This is a genomic window from Frigidibacter sp. RF13 (assembly GCF_026626305.1).
Lineage (GTDB): Bacteria > Pseudomonadota > Alphaproteobacteria > Rhodobacterales > Rhodobacteraceae > TMP-24.
Map to the genome: position 1 here is coordinate 94,441 of NZ_JAPNUE010000005.1, position 17,887 is coordinate 112,327.

Annotated in this window: 15 protein-coding genes; 10 read left to right on the forward strand and 5 right to left on the reverse strand. The window is 65.0% G+C overall.

The annotated features are described in order from the left end of the window. Positions 1-14 precede the first annotated feature (14 nt). The 10 genes from OU426_RS11655 (at position 15) to OU426_RS11700 (ending at position 12,599) form a co-directional block, all read left to right on the forward strand. Positions 15-2,453 carry a GcvT family protein gene (locus tag OU426_RS11655; RefSeq protein ID WP_267634180.1) on the forward strand — a complete coding sequence of 813 codons (2,439 nt, stop codon included), beginning with the start codon at positions 15-17 and terminating at the stop codon, positions 2,451-2,453. Then, complete coding sequence (locus OU426_RS11660) at positions 2,450-4,858, forward strand: GcvT family protein (protein ID WP_267634181.1); 2,409 nt, start codon at positions 2,450-2,452, stop codon at positions 4,856-4,858. The genes OU426_RS11655 and OU426_RS11660 overlap by 4 nt, the downstream gene beginning before the upstream one ends. Next, positions 4,855-5,757: a phosphotransferase family protein gene (locus OU426_RS11665; RefSeq protein WP_267634183.1), complete on the forward strand. Its 903-nt coding sequence runs from the start codon at positions 4,855-4,857 to the stop codon at positions 5,755-5,757. Before OU426_RS11660 ends, OU426_RS11665 begins: the two co-directional genes overlap by 4 nt. A gap of 147 nt (positions 5,758-5,904) precedes the next feature. Then, positions 5,905-6,621, forward strand: coding sequence for a FadR/GntR family transcriptional regulator (locus OU426_RS11670; RefSeq protein ID WP_267634184.1), 717 nt, complete (start codon positions 5,905-5,907; stop codon positions 6,619-6,621). Then, positions 6,618-7,775 (forward strand): aminotransferase class I/II-fold pyridoxal phosphate-dependent enzyme, encoded by a 1,158-nt coding sequence (locus OU426_RS11675; protein WP_267634185.1) that lies wholly within the window; start codon positions 6,618-6,620, stop codon positions 7,773-7,775. The genes OU426_RS11670 and OU426_RS11675 overlap by 4 nt, the downstream gene beginning before the upstream one ends. 27 nt (positions 7,776-7,802) lie before the next feature. After that, on the forward strand, positions 7,803-9,065 hold the full coding sequence (locus OU426_RS11680) for an ABC transporter substrate-binding protein (protein WP_267634186.1): 1,263 nt from the start codon (positions 7,803-7,805) through the stop codon (positions 9,063-9,065). Next, positions 9,062-9,994, forward strand: coding sequence for a carbohydrate ABC transporter permease (locus OU426_RS11685; protein ID WP_267634187.1), 933 nt, complete (start codon positions 9,062-9,064; stop codon positions 9,992-9,994). Before OU426_RS11680 ends, OU426_RS11685 begins: the two co-directional genes overlap by 4 nt. A gap of 10 nt (positions 9,995-10,004) precedes the next feature. Then, complete coding sequence (locus OU426_RS11690; RefSeq protein ID WP_267634188.1) at positions 10,005-10,847, forward strand: carbohydrate ABC transporter permease; 843 nt, start codon at positions 10,005-10,007, stop codon at positions 10,845-10,847. A gap of 3 nt (positions 10,848-10,850) precedes the next feature. Then, the gene (locus OU426_RS11695; RefSeq protein ID WP_267634189.1) at positions 10,851-11,909 is read left to right on the forward strand and encodes an ABC transporter ATP-binding protein; all 1,059 of its coding nucleotides are present in this window, start codon (positions 10,851-10,853) and stop codon (positions 11,907-11,909) included. An 18-nt stretch (positions 11,910-11,927) separates the two neighbouring features. Then, positions 11,928-12,599 carry a D-lyxose/D-mannose family sugar isomerase gene (locus OU426_RS11700; protein ID WP_267634190.1) on the forward strand — a complete coding sequence of 224 codons (672 nt, stop codon included), beginning with the start codon at positions 11,928-11,930 and terminating at the stop codon, positions 12,597-12,599. A 144-nt stretch (positions 12,600-12,743) separates the two neighbouring features. On the opposite strand, the gene OU426_RS11705 is transcribed toward OU426_RS11700, so the two are convergent. The 5 genes from OU426_RS11705 to OU426_RS11725 are packed head-to-tail and all read right to left on the reverse strand — an operon-like array spanning position 12,744 to position 17,832. After that, positions 12,744-13,511 (reverse strand): 3-hydroxyacyl-CoA dehydrogenase, encoded by a 768-nt coding sequence (locus OU426_RS11705; RefSeq protein WP_267634191.1) that lies wholly within the window; start codon positions 13,509-13,511, stop codon positions 12,744-12,746. A 10-nt stretch (positions 13,512-13,521) separates the two neighbouring features. Further along, on the reverse strand, positions 13,522-14,424 hold the full coding sequence (mmsB, locus tag OU426_RS11710) for a 3-hydroxyisobutyrate dehydrogenase (protein ID WP_267634193.1): 903 nt from the start codon (positions 14,422-14,424) through the stop codon (positions 13,522-13,524). Position 14,425: 1 nt separating this feature from the next. Next, a complete protein-coding gene (locus tag OU426_RS11715) occupies positions 14,426-15,496 on the reverse strand; it encodes an enoyl-CoA hydratase/isomerase family protein (protein ID WP_267634194.1) in 1,071 nt (356 codons plus the stop codon). Between the two features lies 1 nt (position 15,497). Beyond that, positions 15,498-16,640 (reverse strand): acyl-CoA dehydrogenase family protein, encoded by a 1,143-nt coding sequence (locus tag OU426_RS11720; RefSeq protein ID WP_267634195.1) that lies wholly within the window; start codon positions 16,638-16,640, stop codon positions 15,498-15,500. A 7-nt stretch (positions 16,641-16,647) separates the two neighbouring features. Continuing rightward, positions 16,648-17,832 (reverse strand): acetyl-CoA C-acyltransferase, encoded by a 1,185-nt coding sequence (locus OU426_RS11725; RefSeq protein WP_267634196.1) that lies wholly within the window; start codon positions 17,830-17,832, stop codon positions 16,648-16,650. Positions 17,833-17,887 lie beyond the last annotated feature (55 nt).

Genomic DNA, 17,887 nt, shown 5'->3' on the forward strand with positions numbered 1-17,887 from the left:
ACCAAGGACCAGACATGACGCTTCCCTCCCACGCCCAGATCGTCGTCATCGGCGGCGGCATCATCGGCGCATCGACTGCCTATCACCTCGCCCGAGACCACAAGGCCGATGTGGTGCTTTTGGAACAGGGCAAGCTCACCTCTGGCTCCACCTGGCATGCGGCGGGGCTGGTGGGGCAACTCCGGTCCTCGGCCTCGATCACAAGGGTGCTGAAATATTCGGTCGATCTTTACAAAGGGCTCGCCGCAGAGACCGGGCTTGAGACCGGCTGGAAGATGACCGGCTGCCTGCGCCTTGCGACGAACGAGGATCGCTGGACGGAATACAAGCGCCTTGCCACCACGGCGAAAAGCTTTGGAATGGAGATGCACCTGATCTCGCCCGATGAGGTCAAGCGGATGTGGCCGCTCATGGATGTGTCCGATCTGGTGGGGGCAAGCTGGCTGCCGACCGACGGGCAAGCCTCGCCGTCCGACATCACCCAGTCGCTTGCGAAGGGCGCACGGATGCATGGGGCGAAACTCCATGAGGGGGTCCGGGTCACAGGCTTCCGGATGGACGGTGCGCGGATCACCCATGTCGAGACTGACATAGGCGTCATTGCCTGCGAAAAAGTCGTCAATTGCGCAGGTCAGTGGGCGCGGCAGGTGGGCGCGATGGCGGGGATCAACGTGCCGCTGCAGGCGGTGCGCCACCAGTATATCGTGACCGAGAAAGTGCCGGGGCTTTCGGGCGATGCGCCGACGCTGCGCGACCCCGACCGGCGGACCTATTTCAAGGAAGAGGTCGGCGGGCTGGTGATGGGCGGATACGAGCCGAATCCCCAGCCGCTCGACACCGGCGATATCCCTAACGACTGGCAGTTCCATCTGTTCGAGGATGACTATGACCATTTCGAACAGCATCTGGTACAGGCCATCGCCCGGGTGCCCGCTTTGGAGCAGGTCGGCGTCAAGCAGATGATCAACGGGCCGGAAAGCTTCACGCCCGATGGCAATTTCATCCTCGGGCCCGCGGCGGAATGCGTGAACATGTTCGTGGGCGCCGGTTTCAACGCCTTCGGCATCGCAAGCGGAGGCGGCGCGGGCTGGGTGCTGGCGGACTGGGTAATGAACGGCGAGGCGCCGCTCGACCTCTGGGTCGTCGATATCCGCCGCTTCTCGGACATGCACCGCGACCGGCAGTGGGTCAGCGATCGCACCTGCGAGGCCTACGGCAAGCACTACACGATCGGCTTCCCGCATGAGGAATATAGCTCGGGCCGCCCGCGCATCACCTCGCCGCTCTATGAGCGACTGAAGGGGCATCGCGCGGTGTTCGGATCGAAGCTTGGATGGGAGCGGCCGAACTGGTTCGCCCCTGAGGGCGTGGAGGCGAGGGATATCTATTCCATGGGCCGCCAGAACTGGTTTGCCCCTGTCGGCGACGAACACCGGCATGTGCGCGAGGCGGTGGGCATCTTCGACCAATCCTCCTTTGCCAAATACGAGGTGACCGGCAAGGACGCGGCCCGCGCACTGGACTATGTCTGCGCGAACGACGTGACCAAGGCGCCGGGGCGGCTGACCTATACCCAGCTTCTGAACACGCGCGGCGGGATCGAGGCGGATCTGACCGTGGCGCGGCTGGCCGAAGACCGGTTCTACCTTGTCACCGGTACCGGCTTCCGCACCCACGACCTTGGCTGGATCGCCGAACATCTGCCGCAGGGCGACGTGGCGATCCGCGATATCACCGAGGACTGGGGCACGCTGTCGCTGATGGGGCCGAAGGCGCGCGATGTGCTGGCGCGGGTGACCGATGCCGATGTGTCAAACACTGTGTTCCCTTTCGGCCATGTGCGCGAGATCGAGATTGCCGGGGCAACGGTCCGGGCGCTTCGCATCACATATGTTGGCGAACTCGGCTGGGAGCTGCACGTCCCCCTCGCCGCAACGGGCGCTGTGTTCGACGCGCTGATGGCCGCCGGGGCGGGCGAGGGCATCCGTCCCGTGGGCTACCGCGCGATTGAATCGCTCCGGCTGGAAAAAGGTTACCGCGCCTGGTCGTCCGACATCACGCCGAACGATACACCGTTCGAGGCGGGCCTTGGCTGGGCAGTGAAGATGCGCCGGAACGCCGATTTCATCGGGCGCGCCGCACTGGAAGCGGTCTCGGGCCGGCCGCTGAAGAAGCGCCTTGCTGCCTTCACGCTCGACGATCCGGCCGCGGTGCTTGTGGGGCGAGAGACGATCCTCCGCAACGGCGAAACGGTCGGTTACCTGACCTCCGGCGGCTATGGCTATAGTTTGGGAAAATCGGTGGGCTACGGCTATGTCCGCAATGGGGATGGCGTCAGCGACGACTACCTGACCTCCGGCACCTATGAACTTGTCGTCGCCAATGAACGCTTCCCAGCGAAAATCGCGCTGGAGCCGCTCTTTGACCCTGAAAACCTGAAGGTGAAGGCATGAAGGCCGATCGCCACGCGAAGATCGTCATCATAGGCGCTGGCGCCATCGGCTGCGCCATCGCCTATCACCTTGCACGCCAGGGCGAACGCGACGTACTGGTTCTGGAAAAGGCGCAGGTGACGCATGGGTCGACCTGGCACGCTGCAGGGCTGGTTGGCCAGTTGCGCGGCAAGCGGGCACTGACGCGACTGATGCAGAATTCGGTCGCAGTCTTTGACCGGTTGGCGGGCGAAAGCGGCATGGCGACCGACTGGAAGAAGGTGGGCTCGCTGCGCCTTGCTGCCTCCGACGCACGTTGGAGCGAGATCAGGCGTTCGATCCAGCTCGCCAAAAGCTTCGGCTTCGAAGCCCATCTTGTCTCGCCGGACGAGGCGAAAGCGATGTTCCCCCATATCGAAAAAGCGGGAGTCGTCGGCGCCGCTTGGATTCCGACCGATGGCTACATTGACCCATATGCAGTCACCATGGCCTTTGCGGCCAGCGCCCGGAAGGGCGGCGTGCGGATCGAAGAAGGTGTGACCGTCACCGCGATTCCGGTGAAGGGCAGGCGCGCGCTCGGTGTTGTGACCGACCATGGCACGATCTCGGCCGATGTGGTGGTGAACGCCGCAGGCTACTGGGCGCGCCGTGTTGGCGCCATGGCCGGAGTTCCGGTCGCGGCGGGTGTCGTGGAACATCAATATTTCGTCACCGAGAAGGGCCTGGATGTTCCGGACAATCTGACCACGCTGCGCGATCCTGACCACAATTTCTACCTCAAGCCGGATGTCGGCGGCTCATGGGCCATCGGCGGCTGGGAGGAAGGCACGCGCACGCTGTGGAACCAGTGGGCGCCGTTCGACTTCGCGCGCGAACTCTTCCCCGCGAACATGGACAGGCTCGAGCTTTTCGCACTGCCTGCCGCAGAGCGGCTGCCGATCCTGAACGAGATCGGTATCAAGACCGTGATCAACGGCCCGATCCCGGTCTCGGCCGACGGCGAGCCGATCATGGGGCTCGCGCCAGAACTGGACAATTTCTACCTTGCCTGCGGCTTCACAGCGGGCATTGCCGCCTCCGGCGGCGCAGGCGAGGCGATGGCGAACTGGATCATCAGCGGCGACCCGGGGCTGGATCTTTGGCCTTTCGATGCTCGGCGGTTCGGAGCGCCGCATGCCCGCGCCGCCTGGCTCGCGGCACGGGCTCAGGAGGCCTATGCGTCCTATTACAAGGTCCACTGGCCGGGCGAGGAACATCACGCCGGGCGCGGCCTGCGCCGGTCACCACTATATGATGCTCTGAAAGAGGCTGGCGCGGTCTTCGGGTCGCGCTTCGGATGGGAAAGGGCCAACTGGTTCAGGACTTCGGCTTCTGCCGCAACCGACACGCCAAGCTTCGAAGACAAGCCCGGCTGGCACGAAGCCGTGGCAGCAGAGGTGCGGGCGATCCGCACCGGCGTGGCGCTGATCGACCAGACCTCATTCTCGAAGTTCGAACTGACGGGCCCCGGCGCGCAGGCAGCGCTGGACCGGATTGCGGCGGCAGACATCTCGGGCCCGCCGGGGCGGGCGATCTATACCCAGCTTCTGAATGACAGGGGCGGTATCGAGGCCGACGTCACCATCCAGCACCGGGGCGACGAAGATTTCCTGATCGTGACCGGGTCGGGCTTTGGCGTCCGTGACAGCAATTGGATCACACGCCAGCTTCCTGAAGGATTGCACCTTCGCGACGTGACGAATGCCTTTGCGGTCCTCAATATCTGCGGCCCGAAAGCACGCGACGTACTTGCCTCGGTCACCGACGCGGACCTGTCGAATGCTGCGTTCCCATTCCTGTCGGCGCAGGAAATCGTGGTGGGCCAGGCCCCGGCGCTCGCGGTACGCGTCGGCTATGTGGGCGAGCTTGGCTGGGAACTGTACATACCGACCGAATATGCAGCCCATGTCTATGAATCGCTGAAAACTGCCGGTGCCGCGCAGGGTATCCGCGATGCGGGCTACCGCGCCATTGAAAGCTGCCGACTGGAGAAGGGCTATCTCTACTGGTCGTCCGACATCTCGCCGGATACCACCCCCTACGAGGCGGGCCTTGGCTTTGCGGTCGCGATGGGCAAGGGAGAGTTTACCGGTCGCGCCGCGCTTGCTGCGGCAGGGGCGCCCAAGCGCAAGCTTGTCACCTTGACCGCCGAGGGGTTCGCGCCCTTTCTCTCAGGCGAGACTGTCCTGCACGGCGGCAAACCTGTCGCCTCGCTCACCAGTGCTGGCTATGGCCATCATCTGGGCAAGACGATCGGTTTTGCCTACCTTCCTATGGAGCTTGCGGCAGAGCAGGGCTTCACCATCGAGGCTTTTGGCAAGCCCTACGCCGCAACGCGTGGGCCCCGTTGCCTCTACGATGCGAAGATGGAAAGGCTTAAGGCATGAGCGACGTCGATCTGGCCCGCAAGGCGATTGCCACAATCCCGGCACTGCAGCGCGCGGGCGAGCCGGAACGGCTCGGGGGCCTGACCAACCTTGTGTTCAGGGTTGGTGATTATTGCCTGAGAATCCCCGGCAAGGGCACCGAGGAGTACATTGACCGGGCGAACGAAGCCGTCGCGGCGCGGGAAGCCGCGCGGGCGGGCGTCAGCCCCGAAGTCATCTACATGGACGACGCGAGCGGCGTCATGGCCACCCGCTTCATCGACGGCGCGGTGACGATGAGCCCGGAAAACTTCCGCACGCGCGCCGGGTCGCCCGGGCGCGCGGGCGCAGCCTTCCGCAAGCTGCATACTTCCGGCGCGGTCTTTCCCTTTCGCTTCGAGCTTTTCGCGATGATCGACGACTATCTCGGCATCCTTTCGACCAAGGATGTGGCACTGCCCGACGGCTATCACGACGTGGTCGCCGAAGCGAGTGCGGTGCGCGACGCCTTGGCGGCCCATCCGCTGCCGCTCGCGCCGTGCCACTGCGATCCCCTTTGCGAGAATTTCCTCGATACCGGCAGCCGCATGTGGATCGTCGACTGGGAGTATTCCGGCATGAATGATCCGATGTGGGACCTGGGCGATCTGTCGGTCGAGGGCGGCTTTGACGCAGGACAGGACGAAGAGATGCTGGTGGCCTATTTCGGCGGTGCGGTCCTTGCGGCCGACAGGGGTCGGATGGTGATCTACAAAGCGATGTGCGACCTGCTCTGGACGCTCTGGGGCCTGATCCAGCTGGCCAACAACAACCCCGCCGACGATTTTCGCGCTTATGCCGACCGGCGTTTCGCCCGCTGCCGGGCGCTGATGGCGACACCCGATTTCGCCCGGCATCTGGAGGCCGTGCGCCGGGGTTGAGCAACGGCCCGCACGACATACTTGATTTCCCGACTGCGTTACCCCGATCTCCTGCAAGGGCGTGTGAAGCTACGCCCAAACATTGTCAGACAAAGATTGAACTATGTCTGACAATGTGTATGATCCGATTCCATGGCGGGAGGGGAAATGGCACTTCAGGCGAAACTGACGAGTGAGAAGGCGGGAACGGAGGAACGCTCCGTCCTCGACCGCCTCATCGCGCTGATCGAGGAAGACGGGATCGATGTCGGCGACCGGCTGCCGCCGGAACTGGACCTTGCCCAGCGTCTCGGCGTCGGCCGGTCCACGATCCGCGAAGTGCTGAAATCCTGGCAGAGCATGGGGATCGTCACGCGCAACAAGGGTGCGGGCACCACGCTGGCCGCTGAAGTCTCGCGCCGCTCGATCCATGTGCCGCTGACGTTGCGCCTTGAAGCCGAAAGTCTCATCCGTACCCACGCCGTCCGCCGCCCCCTGGAGATCGAGGCGGTACGCCTTGCAACCCGCAACGCCAGCGACAAGCAACGCATGGTCATCCTCGCGCGCATGGCCGAGCTGATGGCGACCTTCGAGGCGGGCGAGGAAGACTGGCGCCCCGCCGACCACCGCTTTCACGCCGCGATCCACGAGGCGACCGGCAACCCCCTGTTCCTGCAAATCATCTGGCAGATCCACCATGCCTTCCACGACGTCTATCAGACACCTTTCGGCCAGCCGAAACTTGGCGAGGCGACCATTCCCATGCACCGCCCGCTCGCCGAAGCGATCGCGGCGGGCAACGAGGACGAGGCCGCCCGCATCACTGCCCAGATCCTCGACCGGGTCGAGACCGAAGTGCGCGAGATCATGGAGCGTGGCGAATGACTGACCTGCCACATGCCGACCTCGCCACCCTGCTTGCCCAGCCCTATGACGGCGAGGGCGGCGCGATCACCCCGCCGATCGTCCAGACCTCGCTGTTCGCCTTCGCCGATTATCAGGCCTTCGAAGACCGGATGGCTGGCCGGACGGTAGACCCGATCTATACGCGGGTGCAGAACCCGACGGTGGCGGCGTTCGAGGCGATGATGGCGCGGGCCGAGGGGGCCGAGGCCGGGGTAGGCTTTGCCTCGGGCATGGCGGCGATTTCCTCGACCCTTCTGGCCTTCCTCAAGCCGGGCGACCGGGTGGCCTGCGTCGAACATGTCTATCCGGATGCCTACCGGCTGTTCGAACGGCTGCTGCGCCCCTTCGGGATCGACATCACCTATCATGCGCCTGCGGCGTTCGAGGACGATCCCGACCTTCTGAAGGGCGTGCGGATTGCCTATCTGGAAAGCCCTTCCTCGCTGGTCTTCCAGCCGCTGAACCTTGCCAAAGTCGCGGCCCATGCCCGCCGCCACGGCGCGCTGTCGGTGATCGACAATTCCTGGGCCACTCCGGTTTTCCAGCGCCCGGCCGAAAGCGGCATCGATATCGTTCTGCATTCCGCGTCGAAATATATCTCCGGCCATTCCGACACAGTGGCGGGTGTCGTCACCGGATCGTCCGACCATGTCGGCCAGATCCGCGACCTGACGCTGCCGCTTCTCGGCGCGAAACTGGCGCCGTTCGAGGCATTCCTCCTGCTGCGCGGGCTGCGCACTCTGGACGTGCGCATGAGGCGCCATCAGGAAACGGCCAACCATTTCGTCGACCGGCTGGCGCAGTTGCCGCAGGTCACGCGGATCCATTCGCCGGGAGCAAACAGCGTACCGGGCCTTACCGGGCGCAGCGGCCTTCTGTCATTCGAATTCGCCGCCTCGGTCGACATCGCGTGTTTCGCCGATCACCTCAAACATTTCCGCCTTGGCGTCAGCTGGGGCGGGTTCGAAAGCCTTGTCCTGCCTGCCCAGGTGACGCTCCGGCAGGCGGGTGAACAGAATGCGCCGCAGCGCTTCGGCGTGTCGGACCGTCTTGTCCGGCTGAGCCTCGGGCTCGAAAGCGCGGACGATCTCTGGGCCGACTTCATGCAGGCCCTTACCAAAAGCACCGGCTAACGGTGCGCTGACCAACCGGAGGAAGAGATGAAGATCGCTGGACTTGCAATAACCGCTTTGGCGGGCCTGTTGTCTACTGCCTGCTACGCCGACACGACACTGAAACTCGTCGAGGTCATCACCAGCCCCGAGCGGACAGAAGTGCTGAAGGGTATCGTCGCCGAGTATGAGGCCGCAAACCCCGGCGTCACGGTCGAGATCACCTCACTCCCGTGGGGCGAGGCATTCCAGAAGCTGGCAACGATGGTCTCGGGCGGCGACGTGCCCGACGTGGTCGAGATGCCCGACACCTGGCTTGCGCTGTACGCGGGCGGTGACCAGCTTGTCGACCTCGATAGCCATATCGCCGGGTGGGCGCATGGCGCGACGCTGACCGACAAGACGCTGGCCATGGGGCGGCAGTCGGGCGGCAAGGCCTATATGATCCCCTACGGCTTCTATCTGCGCGCCATGTTCTACAACAAGAAGCTTCTGGCAGAGGCCGGCGTCGCCGAGCCGCCGAAGACCATGGACGAGTTCATGGCGGCGTCCGAGGCCGTGTCGAAACTGCCCGGCAAATACGGCTACTGCCTGCGCGGTGGCCCGGGCGGCGCGAACGGCTGGGTGATGATGGCGGCGACCATGAACGGGTCGAACGAGTTCTTCACTGCTGACGGCAAGAGCCGGATCAACGAGCCGGATTCTGTGAAGGGCATCCAGTTCCTGATGGACATGTACCAGAAAGGCTATGCGCCGAAGGATTCGGTCAACTGGGGCTTCAACGAGATCGTCGCGGGCTTCTATTCCGGCACCTGCGCCTTCCTCGATCAGGACCCCGACGCGCTGATCGCCATCGCCGAGCGCATGCCTGCTGAGGATTTCGCGGTCATGCCGATGCCGGTAGGCCCTGCCGGCAAGGCCTTCCCCACCATCGGTTTCGCGGGCTGGTCGATCTTCAAGACCACGCAGCATGAAGATGATGCCTGGAACCTTGTTGCCGCGCTTTCTTCACCCGAGGCGAACGCGACCTGGTCGAAGCGCGTGGGCGTGATCCCGATCCACAAGGGCGCCGATCAGGACCCCTACTTCAAGACCGAGCAGTTCAAGGGTTGGTTCGAAGAGCTGAACGGCGAGGCCTGGGTGCCGACGATCATGCCGACCTATCTGGAACAATGGGGTTACTTCACCTCGAACGTCCTGAAGGATTCGGCGCAGGAAGCCCTTCTTGGCACCAAGACGGCGCAGGAAGTGGCCGACGAATGGGCGGCCTTCCTGACCGACGAATATTCCAAGTGGAAAGCCAGCCAATGACCACCACTCACGCCAAGGTCACGTCCGGGGAAACCCGGGCGTGGCGCTCCGCCTACTGGCGCTGGCTGGTGGAGCCGTATTTCTATGTGGGTCCGGCGGTCCTGACGATCGTCCTCGTCATGCTGGTGCCGCTGACGATCGGTATTTCCTATTCCTTCCAGTCGATCTCGCTTCTGAAGCCCTTCGCGACAAGCTGGGTCGGGTTCGAGAATTATGCAGCCCTTTGGTCGGATGCGAAATTCTGGCGGGCGCTGATGAATACCCTGCGCTGGACGCTCGGGTCGCTGGTCTTCCAATTCTCGCTCGGGCTCGGGCTGGCGCTTCTGCTCAACACCACTTTCCCGATGAAACGGCTTTATCAGGCTTTGGTCTTCCTGCCCTGGGCGGTGCCCACCTTCCTCTCGGCGCTGACCTGGGCCTGGCTTTTCAACCCGGTGATCGGACCCCTGCCCCACTGGATGGCCGCCGTTGGCCTTCTGTCGGAGCCCTACAATATTCTCGGCGACCCGAAGCTTGCGATGTGGGGGCCAATCGCCGCGAATGTCTGGTTCGGCGTGCCCTTCTTTGCGATCACGCTGATGGCGGCGCTTCAGTCGATCCCCTCGGAACTCTATGAGGCGGCCGAGATCGACGGCGCCTCCGCCTGGCAGCGGTTCACCAAGATCACGCTCCCGTTCCTCGCGCCGATGATTGCCATCACCGTGATGCTCAGAACAATTTGGATCGCCAATTTCGCCGACCTGATCTTCGTGATGACCGGCGGCGGCCCCGCGGCCTCGACCGAGATCCTGTCGACCTATGTCTTCAACACCGCCTTTCGCAAGCTCGACTTCGGCTATGCGTCAGCCATCGCGGTGGCTCTTCTCTTCATGCTGCTCGCCTATGCCGTATTCCTTCTCTGGGCGCGGCGGCGGTTCGTGAAACTCTGAAAGGCACCCGATGTCCGCGATCCGCCAGACCCATCCGCTTCTGAAGGCCGCCAAGGCTGCGGCGCTATTCTTCTACCTCGCTTTCGCGCTCTTCCCGCTCTACTGGCTTTTGAAAATCTCGGTCACACCTGACCGGCTGATCTATGCCGAGGGCACCGCGCTCTGGCCCGAAACCGCGACACTCGACAATTTCCGCCGCATCCTCTTCCAGTCGGACTTCCTGTCCTACTTCGCCAATTCGGTCACCGTCTCGCTCGGCACGGCCGCGGCCACTACCCTGATCGCGGCTGGCGCGGGCTATGCCTTCTCGCGCTTCGATTTCGGCGGCAAGAAGATCGTGATCGCGCTGATGCTGGTGACGCAGATGTTCCCGCTTCTGATGATCATCGCGCCGATCTACAAGATCGTGGCGGCCGTCGGGCTTCTGAACTCGCTGACGAGCCTCATCATCACTTACACCGCCTTCAATGTGCCCTTCGCCACCTTCCTGATGCAGTCGTTCTTCGACGGCATCCCGAAGGATCTTGAGGAAGCGGCGATGATGGACGGTTGCACACGCTTTCAGGCACTGCGGAAGGTGATCCTGCCGCTGACCCTACCCGGCCTCGGCGCCACGCTTGGTTTCGTCTTCACCGCCGCCTGGTCGGAGCTTCTCTTCGCGCTGATGCTCATCTCGAAGAACGAGGCGATGACTTTCCCGGTCGGCCTTCTGACCTTCGTCTCGAAATTCTCGGTCGACTGGGGGCAGATGATGGCGGCGGGCGTTCTGGCACTCATCCCCTCCTGTCTCTTCTTCATCTTCATCCAGCGCTATCTGGTGCAGGGTCTCACCTCCGGCGCGGTCAAGGGTTAAATAATGGCACGTCTCGAACTGAAGAACATCGCCAAGCGCTATGGCGCGGTCGAGGTCCTGAGCGAAGTCGATCTCGACATCGCGGACGGTGAATTTCTGGTGCTCGTCGGCCCGTCGGGTTGCGGCAAATCCACGCTTCTGCGGATGATCGCGGGGCTGGAGCCGATCACGGCGGGCGATTTCCTGATCGACGGGGTTCGGATGAACGACGTGCCCCCCCGCAGCCGCGACATAGCGATGGTCTTCCAGTCCTATGCGCTTTATCCGCATATGGATGTGGCGCGGAACATGGGGTTTTCCATGGAGATACGCGGCGAGGACCGCTCCACACGCGCCGACAAGGTCGCGGCTGCGGCGAAGACGCTTGGCTTGTCGGCTCTGACCGAACGGCTGCCGCGTGCCTTGTCGGGCGGCCAGCGCCAGCGGGTCGCCATGGGCCGCGCCATCGTCCGCGACCCACGCGCCTTCCTCTTCGACGAGCCGCTGTCGAACCTCGATGCCGCGCTGCGTGTCGAGATGCGGCTTGAAATCGCGCGCCTGCACCAGCGCCTTGGCGCCACGATGATCTATGTGACCCATGATCAGGTCGAGGCGATGACCTTGGCCGACCGGATCGTGGTGCTGAACGGCGGCAAGGTGCAGCAGGTCGGCACGCCGCTTGAGCTATACGAGCGGCCCGCCAACCGTTTCGTTGCGCAATTCATCGGCTCGCCCACCATGAACGTCTTTCCGGTCGTGTCGGACGGGGCCGCGCTGGTGCTGGGCGATGGCGCGCGACTTGCGATGCCGGACTGCGACGGCGCGACGGCGCTTGGCGTCCGCCCTGAACATATCGACGTCGCGGCCGCAGGCGACGGCCTGATCGACGGCACGGCCGATGTTGTCGAGCGGCTTGGGTCCGACACCAACCTCTATGTGAATGCCGGGGACCTCGGCATGCTGACCGTTCGCCGGGCGGGCAACCTCCCTGTGCGGCCCGGCGAACGGATCGGCCTTCACCTTCGCCCCGAAAACCTGCATCTCTTCGACAAGGCGGGCCTTGCGCTCGCCCGCCGCGCCTGAACCCCGAGGGACAGAAAGATGAAACGTTCCGAGATCAACCAGATCCTCACCGAGGCTGACGCCTTCATCCGCTCGTTCGGGTATATCATGCCGCCCTTCGCCTACTGGTCGCCCGAGAAGATGCGGGCGGCGATCGCGGGTGGCGCCGACCATGCGGCGCGCGGGCTTGGATGGGACATCACCGATTATGGTCAGGGCAGGTTCGACGAACTCGGGCTCTTCCTCTTCACCGTCAGAAACGGCGATGCCGCCGACCTGACACGCGGGCGCGGCATGCTTTATGCCGAAAAAATCATGATCTCGCGCAAGGATCAGCTGAGCCCGATGCACCGCCATAACATCAAGGCCGAGGATATCATCAACCGGGGGGGCGGCACGCTGGTGCTGGAGCTTTTCGCGCCCGACGCAGCGGGCGGGATCGATCCGGGCGCAGAGGTGGTGGTTCCGGTCGACGGCATGCTGCGCCGTCTGCCCGCCGGGGGGCACCTGAAACTCGCGCCAGGCGAAAGCGTGACGCTTCTGCCGGGTGTCTGGCATGCGTTCTGGGCGGAGGGGGCGGATGTGCTGATCGGCGAGGTCTCGACCGTGAACGACGATCGCACCGACAATGTCTTCCGCGAGAAGATCGGCCGCTTCCCGAAGGTCGAGGAGGATGTGGCGCCGCTGCATCTTCTGGTTTCGGATTACTGAACCGGTCTGATCCGAAGGCGGCGCCTTGCGGCGCCAAGACATCTCTCGCGTCCCGCGCCAAGGCGCGGGCCACTCGGGCGCCTCCGGCGGGAGTATTTTCGGACAGAACGTGGGAGCAGGCGGTTTCGCCGGAGGCGGCCTTCTCTATTTCGGCGCCATGCGCAGCGCGCCGTCGAGGCGGATCACCTCGCCGTTCAGCATGCGGTTCTCGAAGATATGGCGGACGAGGGCGGCATATTCCTGCGGGTCTCCCAGCCGGGCGGGGAAGGGGACGCTCTGGCCGAGCGATGTCTGCACCTCTTCGGGCAGGCCCGCCATCATCGGGGTGCTGAAGATACCCGGCGCGATGGTCATCACCCGGATGCCCTGACGGGCAAGTTCGCGCGCCATGGGAAGCGTGAGGCTTGCGACGCCACCTTTCGAGGCGGCATAGGCCGCCTGGCCGATCTGGCCGTCGAAGGCGGCGATCGAGGCAGTGTTGACGATCACGCCGCGTTCGCCGTCGGGGCCGGGCGGGCGCCTGGCGATTGCCTCCGCCGCGAGGCGGGCCATGTTGAACGTGCCGATGAGGTTGATGGTGATGGCGCGGGCGAAACTTTCCAGACGGTGCGGGCCTTCGCGGCCCAGAACCTTTTCGCCCGGCGCCCAACCCGCGCAGTTCACAAGGCCAGAGAGCCCGCCGAAGGCATCTTCGGCGAGCGCGACCGCCGCCTTGCCATCCGCTTCGCTCGTCACGTCCGTACGGACGAAGCGGGCGTCGGGCCCGAGTTCGGCGACCATCGCCCTGCCCGCTTCCTCGTTAAGGTCGGCGATGACGACCCTTGCGCCTGCGGCGGCCAGTGCCCGCGCCGTCGCGGCACCAAGACCGGAGGCGCCGCCGGTGATCAGGATGACCGAACCGGAAATCTGCATCCCCGCCCCCTCAGGCCGTCGCCGTGCCGGGGGCGGCACCGGTCAGCATTTCGAACACCGCAGAGAAATCGCGCCCGCCGAGGCCCATGGTCTCCATCCGTTCGTAGATCGCCGTGGCCGCCTGCCCCAGCGGTGTCTCGGCCCCGGCGCCCTCTGCCGCCGCCTGCGACAGCCGCAGGTCCTTCAGCATCAGCGCGGCGGCGAAGCCGGGCTTGTAGTGATTGTTCGCGGGCGAGGCGGGCACCGGGCCGGGAACCGGGCAGTAGGAGGTGAGCGACCAGCATTGGCCCGAGGATTTCGAGGCAACATCGAACAGTGCCTGCCGCGAAAGACCCAAGCGGTCGGCAAGGCCGAAGGCTTCGCTGACGGCAATCATCGAGATGCCGAGGATCATGTTGTTGCAGATCTTCGCGGCCTGACCGGCGCCCGCATCGCCGCAATGGGTCATGTTCTTGCCCATCGCCTGCAGGACGGGGAGCGCCCGGCCGAATGCCTCGACCGAACCGCCGGCCATGAAGGTCAGCGTCCCCGCCGTGGCGCCCCCGACCCCACCCGAGACCGGCGCGTCGAGCGCGGCAAGGCCGTGGTCGGCGGCGAGCGCATGGGCGGCGCGGCAGCTTTCGATATCGACGGTCGAGCAATCGATGATCAGCGTGCCCGGGGGCAGAAGCGGCAGAACCTCTTTCCATACAGACAGCATGATCGGGCCGGAGGGCAGCATGGTGATCACCGTTCCTGCGCCGTGGACGGCCTCCGCCGCCGTCTCGGCAACCGTCACGCCCCCTTCGGTCGCGGCGGAACGCGCGGCGGGCACCATGTCGAAGCCCCGAACGGTGAAGCCCGCAGCCACCAGATTGCGCGCCATCGGGCCGCCCATATTGCCGAGGCCGATGAAGCCCACCACGTCCGCCATGTCACTCTCCTGTCAGTTCGAGGGCGGGAAAGACCCGGTCCCCGGTCGGTTCCAGCCAGCGCGCCATATCGGCCTCGCCGACCTCGGCGAGCGTTGCGGGCCGCCATTTCGGCGCGCGGTCCTTGTCGATGATTGCCGCGCGGATGCCCTCATAAAAGTCAGGGCCGACGACCAGTGCGCGCGCGGCAGCGAAATCCCGTTCAAGCGCCGCTTCCAGCCCCGGCGCCTTGCGTGCCGCCCTGAGGAGTGCGAGCGCGAGCTTCAGCGCCGTGGGCGATTTTGCGGCGATCTCGGCCGCCGTTTCGCGCGCGAAGGGCGAGCCGTCTTCGCCCAGTGCGGCGAGGACATCCTCGACCCGGTTGGCCGAGAAAGCGCGGTCAATCAGGTCGCGATGCTCGGTCACAGGTGCGGGCCCGGGAGGGATGGCAAGGCTTTGCAGGACTGCGTCCACTTCGGCGAAGCTCGCGTCTTTCGGCAGTCCCGCCAGTGGCGCCACCAGATCGGGCAGGCGCGCCAAGGGCAGGCAAAGGTCGGCCATGCCGGCGAGGATCGCCTCGGCCGCATTCATCACCCGGCCGGTCAGGGCATAATAGGTTCCGATCTCGCCCGGCGCCTGCGACAGGATCGCGGTGCCACCGACATCCGGCACGAAACCGATACCGACCTCTGGCATGGCGATGCGGCTTTTCTCGGTCACCAGGCGAAAGCGAGCATGGGCAGATATGCCGACGCCGCCTCCCATCACCAGCCCGTCCATCACCGCGACAAAGGGTTTCTCGAAGCGCGCAATGCGAGCGTCCAACCGGTATTCGTCGCGCCAGAAGTCCATCGACGGGCCATCGGTCACGCGCGGCGCTTCATATAGGCTGCGGATGTCACCACCCGCACACAGGCCGCGTTCGCCCTCACCGGTTAGCAGGACCACCCGCACTGTCGGGTCGGTGGCGAACCGGTCTAGAGCGTGGTCGATTTCATGCACCATCGCATGGGTCAGCGCATTGATCGCCTGCGGCCGGTTCAGCCGGATGCGGCCGAGGCTGCCGGTCACCTCGACGATCACGTCGCCCGCCATCTCAGCGCGCCTCGGTCACGGCGCGGGCGATGATCAGGCGCATGATCTCGTTCGTGCCTTCGAGGATCTGGTGGACGCGCAGATCGCGCACCAGCTTCTCGACCCCATAGTCCGCCAGATAGCCATAGCCGCCATGCATCTGCAGCGCGCGGTTGGCGACGTCGAACCCCATGTCGGTGACATGGCGCTTGGCCATGGCGCATAGCTTCGTCGCCTCGGGGCTTTTGGCATCGAGTGCCCTCGCCGCGCGCCAGAGGAACGTGCGCCCGACCTCCAGATCGGTGGCCATGTCAGCGAGCTGGAATTGCAAAGCCTGAAATTCGTTGATCTTCTTGCCGAAAGCCTTGCGCTCGCCTGTGTAGGCAACCGCCTTGTCGAAGGCGGCCTGCGCGCCCCCGAGCGAGCAGGCCGAGATCGAAAGCCGCCCGCCGTCTAGCGCGGCCATGGCGAATTTGAACCCTTCGCCCTCCTCCCCCAGCCGGTTCTCGGCGGGAACACTCACACCGTCCATCTGCACGGTGCGGGTGGGCTGGGCATTCCAGCCCATCTTCTTTTCGTTCGCGCCGAACGTGAGCCCCTCCATCCCCTTTTCGAGGATGAAGGCACTGATCCCCTTCGGCCCCGGCCCACCGGTCCGCGCCATCACCACATAAAGATCGGTCGCGCCCGCACCCGAAATGAACTGCTTTTGCCCGCTGATGACATACTGGTTGCCCATGCTTTCCGCCCGGGTCGCAAGCGCCGCCGCGTCGGAGCCGGAGCCGGGCTCGGTCAGGCAATAGCTTGCCAGCCGGTTCATCGAACAAAGGTCCGGCAGGAAGCGCGACCGCTGGTCGGCGCTGCCATAGCGATCGATCATGGTGGCAACCATGTTGTGGATCGAGAGATAGGCCGACACAGCCGGGCAGCCGGTGGCAAGCGCCTCGTAGATCAGCACGCTTTCCATACGGCCAAGTGCCGATCCGCCCTGATCCTCCCCCACCATGATGCCGCCGAGCCCGAGGCCTGCGAGCTCCTTCAGCACATCCACCGGGAAGTGCTTCTGCTCGTCCCAGTCGGCGGCGTTGGGCGCAATCCGGTCTTCGGCGAAGCGGGCCGCCATGTCGCGGATGGTTTCTTGTTCCTCGGTCAGATCAAGGCTCATTTGTCCCTCAATGCAGAAGTTCCACCGCGACCGCCGTCGCCTCGCCCCCGCCGATGCAAAGGCTCGCCATGCCGCGCCTTTGCCCGTGGGTTTTCAGCGCGGCAAGCAGCGTCACCAGAATACGCGCGCCCGAGGCGCCGATCGGATGGCCAAGCGCACAGGCGCCGCCATGCACGTTCACCTTGTCGGCGGGAAGGCCAAGGTCGCGCATCGCGGCCATGGCGACAACGGCGAAGGCCTCGTTGATCTCGTAAAGATCGGGCGTGCCCGCGTCCCAGCCCAGCCGGTCGAGCAGTTTCTGCATCGCCCCGATGGGAGCGGTCGGGAATAGGTTCGGGCGGTCGGCGTGGCTTGCATGGCCCAAGATGCGGGCCAGCGGCGTCAGCCCCGCCGCCTCGGCATCCGATTGGCGCATCAGCACAAGCGCCGCCGCCCCGTCAGAAATCGACGAGGAATTGGCCGCCGTCACCGTGCCACCGGGCCGGAAGGCGGGTTTCAGGCTGGGTATCTTGTCAGGCCGGGCCTTGCCGGGCTGTTCGTCGATTGTCACCTCAACGGTGCCTGCCCTGCCCTTCACCGCCACCGGCGCGACTTCGGCCGCGAAGCGGCCCTCCGCGATAGCGGCCTGGGCGCGGGCGAGCGAGCGAAGCGCATAGTCGTCCTGCGCCTCGCGGGTGAACTGATAGGCCTCGGCGCAGTCCTCGGCGAAGGTGCCCATCAGGCGGCCCTTGTCATAGGCGTCTTCAAGGCCGTCGAGGAACATGTGATCGACCACCCTGCCATGGCCCATCCGGTAGCCGCCGCGCGCCTTTTCAAGCAGGTAGGGCGCGTTCGACATGCTTTCCATGCCGCCCGCCACCACGATCCCCGCCTGCCCGGCCAGAAGCGCGTCATGCGCCATCATCACGGTTTTCATGCCCGAGCCGCACATCTTGTTCACGGTCGTTGCCGGCACCGAGACCGGCAGACCGGCGCCCAGTACCGCCTGGCGGGCCGGGGCCTGGCCTTGACCGGCGGGCAGGACGCAGCCCAACAGCGCCTCGTCCACCCGATCCCGCGCGATCCCGGCGCGATCCAGCGCCGCGCCGATCGCAAGCGCGCCCAGTTCGGCCGCCGTCAGGGGGGACAGGTCGCCCTGAAAGCCGCCCATTGGCGTGCGGGCCGCACCCACGATGACGATACTGTCTGCCATTCGATCCTCCCTCGCGCTGTCCGTCGACTATAGGTCATAATTTCTGACCTACAAA

What these genes read in the sequence shown, in the direction of transcription:
- OU426_RS11655 (WP_267634180.1), top strand. Translation starts at nt 15, where the DNA reads ATGACGCTTCCCTCCCACGCCCAGATCGTCGTCATCGGCGGCGGCATC.
- OU426_RS11660 (WP_267634181.1), top strand. Translation starts at nt 2,450, where the DNA reads ATGAAGGCCGATCGCCACGCGAAGATCGTCATCATAGGCGCTGGCGCC.
- OU426_RS11665 (WP_267634183.1), top strand. Translation starts at nt 4,855, where the DNA reads ATGAGCGACGTCGATCTGGCCCGCAAGGCGATTGCCACAATCCCGGCA.
- OU426_RS11670 (WP_267634184.1), top strand. Translation starts at nt 5,905, where the DNA reads ATGGCACTTCAGGCGAAACTGACGAGTGAGAAGGCGGGAACGGAGGAA.
- OU426_RS11675 (WP_267634185.1), top strand. Translation starts at nt 6,618, where the DNA reads ATGACTGACCTGCCACATGCCGACCTCGCCACCCTGCTTGCCCAGCCC.
- OU426_RS11680 (WP_267634186.1), top strand. Translation starts at nt 7,803, where the DNA reads ATGAAGATCGCTGGACTTGCAATAACCGCTTTGGCGGGCCTGTTGTCT.
- OU426_RS11685 (WP_267634187.1), top strand. Translation starts at nt 9,062, where the DNA reads ATGACCACCACTCACGCCAAGGTCACGTCCGGGGAAACCCGGGCGTGG.
- OU426_RS11690 (WP_267634188.1), top strand. Translation starts at nt 10,005, where the DNA reads ATGTCCGCGATCCGCCAGACCCATCCGCTTCTGAAGGCCGCCAAGGCT.
- OU426_RS11695 (WP_267634189.1), top strand. Translation starts at nt 10,851, where the DNA reads ATGGCACGTCTCGAACTGAAGAACATCGCCAAGCGCTATGGCGCGGTC.
- OU426_RS11700 (WP_267634190.1), top strand. Translation starts at nt 11,928, where the DNA reads ATGAAACGTTCCGAGATCAACCAGATCCTCACCGAGGCTGACGCCTTC.
- OU426_RS11705 (WP_267634191.1), bottom strand. Translation starts at nt 13,511, where the DNA reads ATGCAGATTTCCGGTTCGGTCATCCTGATCACCGGCGGCGCCTCCGGT.
- mmsB (WP_267634193.1), bottom strand. Translation starts at nt 14,424, where the DNA reads ATGGCGGACGTGGTGGGCTTCATCGGCCTCGGCAATATGGGCGGCCCG.
- OU426_RS11715 (WP_267634194.1), bottom strand. Translation starts at nt 15,496, where the DNA reads ATGGCGGGCGACGTGATCGTCGAGGTGACCGGCAGCCTCGGCCGCATC.
- OU426_RS11720 (WP_267634195.1), bottom strand. Translation starts at nt 16,640, where the DNA reads ATGAGCCTTGATCTGACCGAGGAACAAGAAACCATCCGCGACATGGCG.
- OU426_RS11725 (WP_267634196.1), bottom strand. Translation starts at nt 17,832, where the DNA reads ATGGCAGACAGTATCGTCATCGTGGGTGCGGCCCGCACGCCAATGGGC.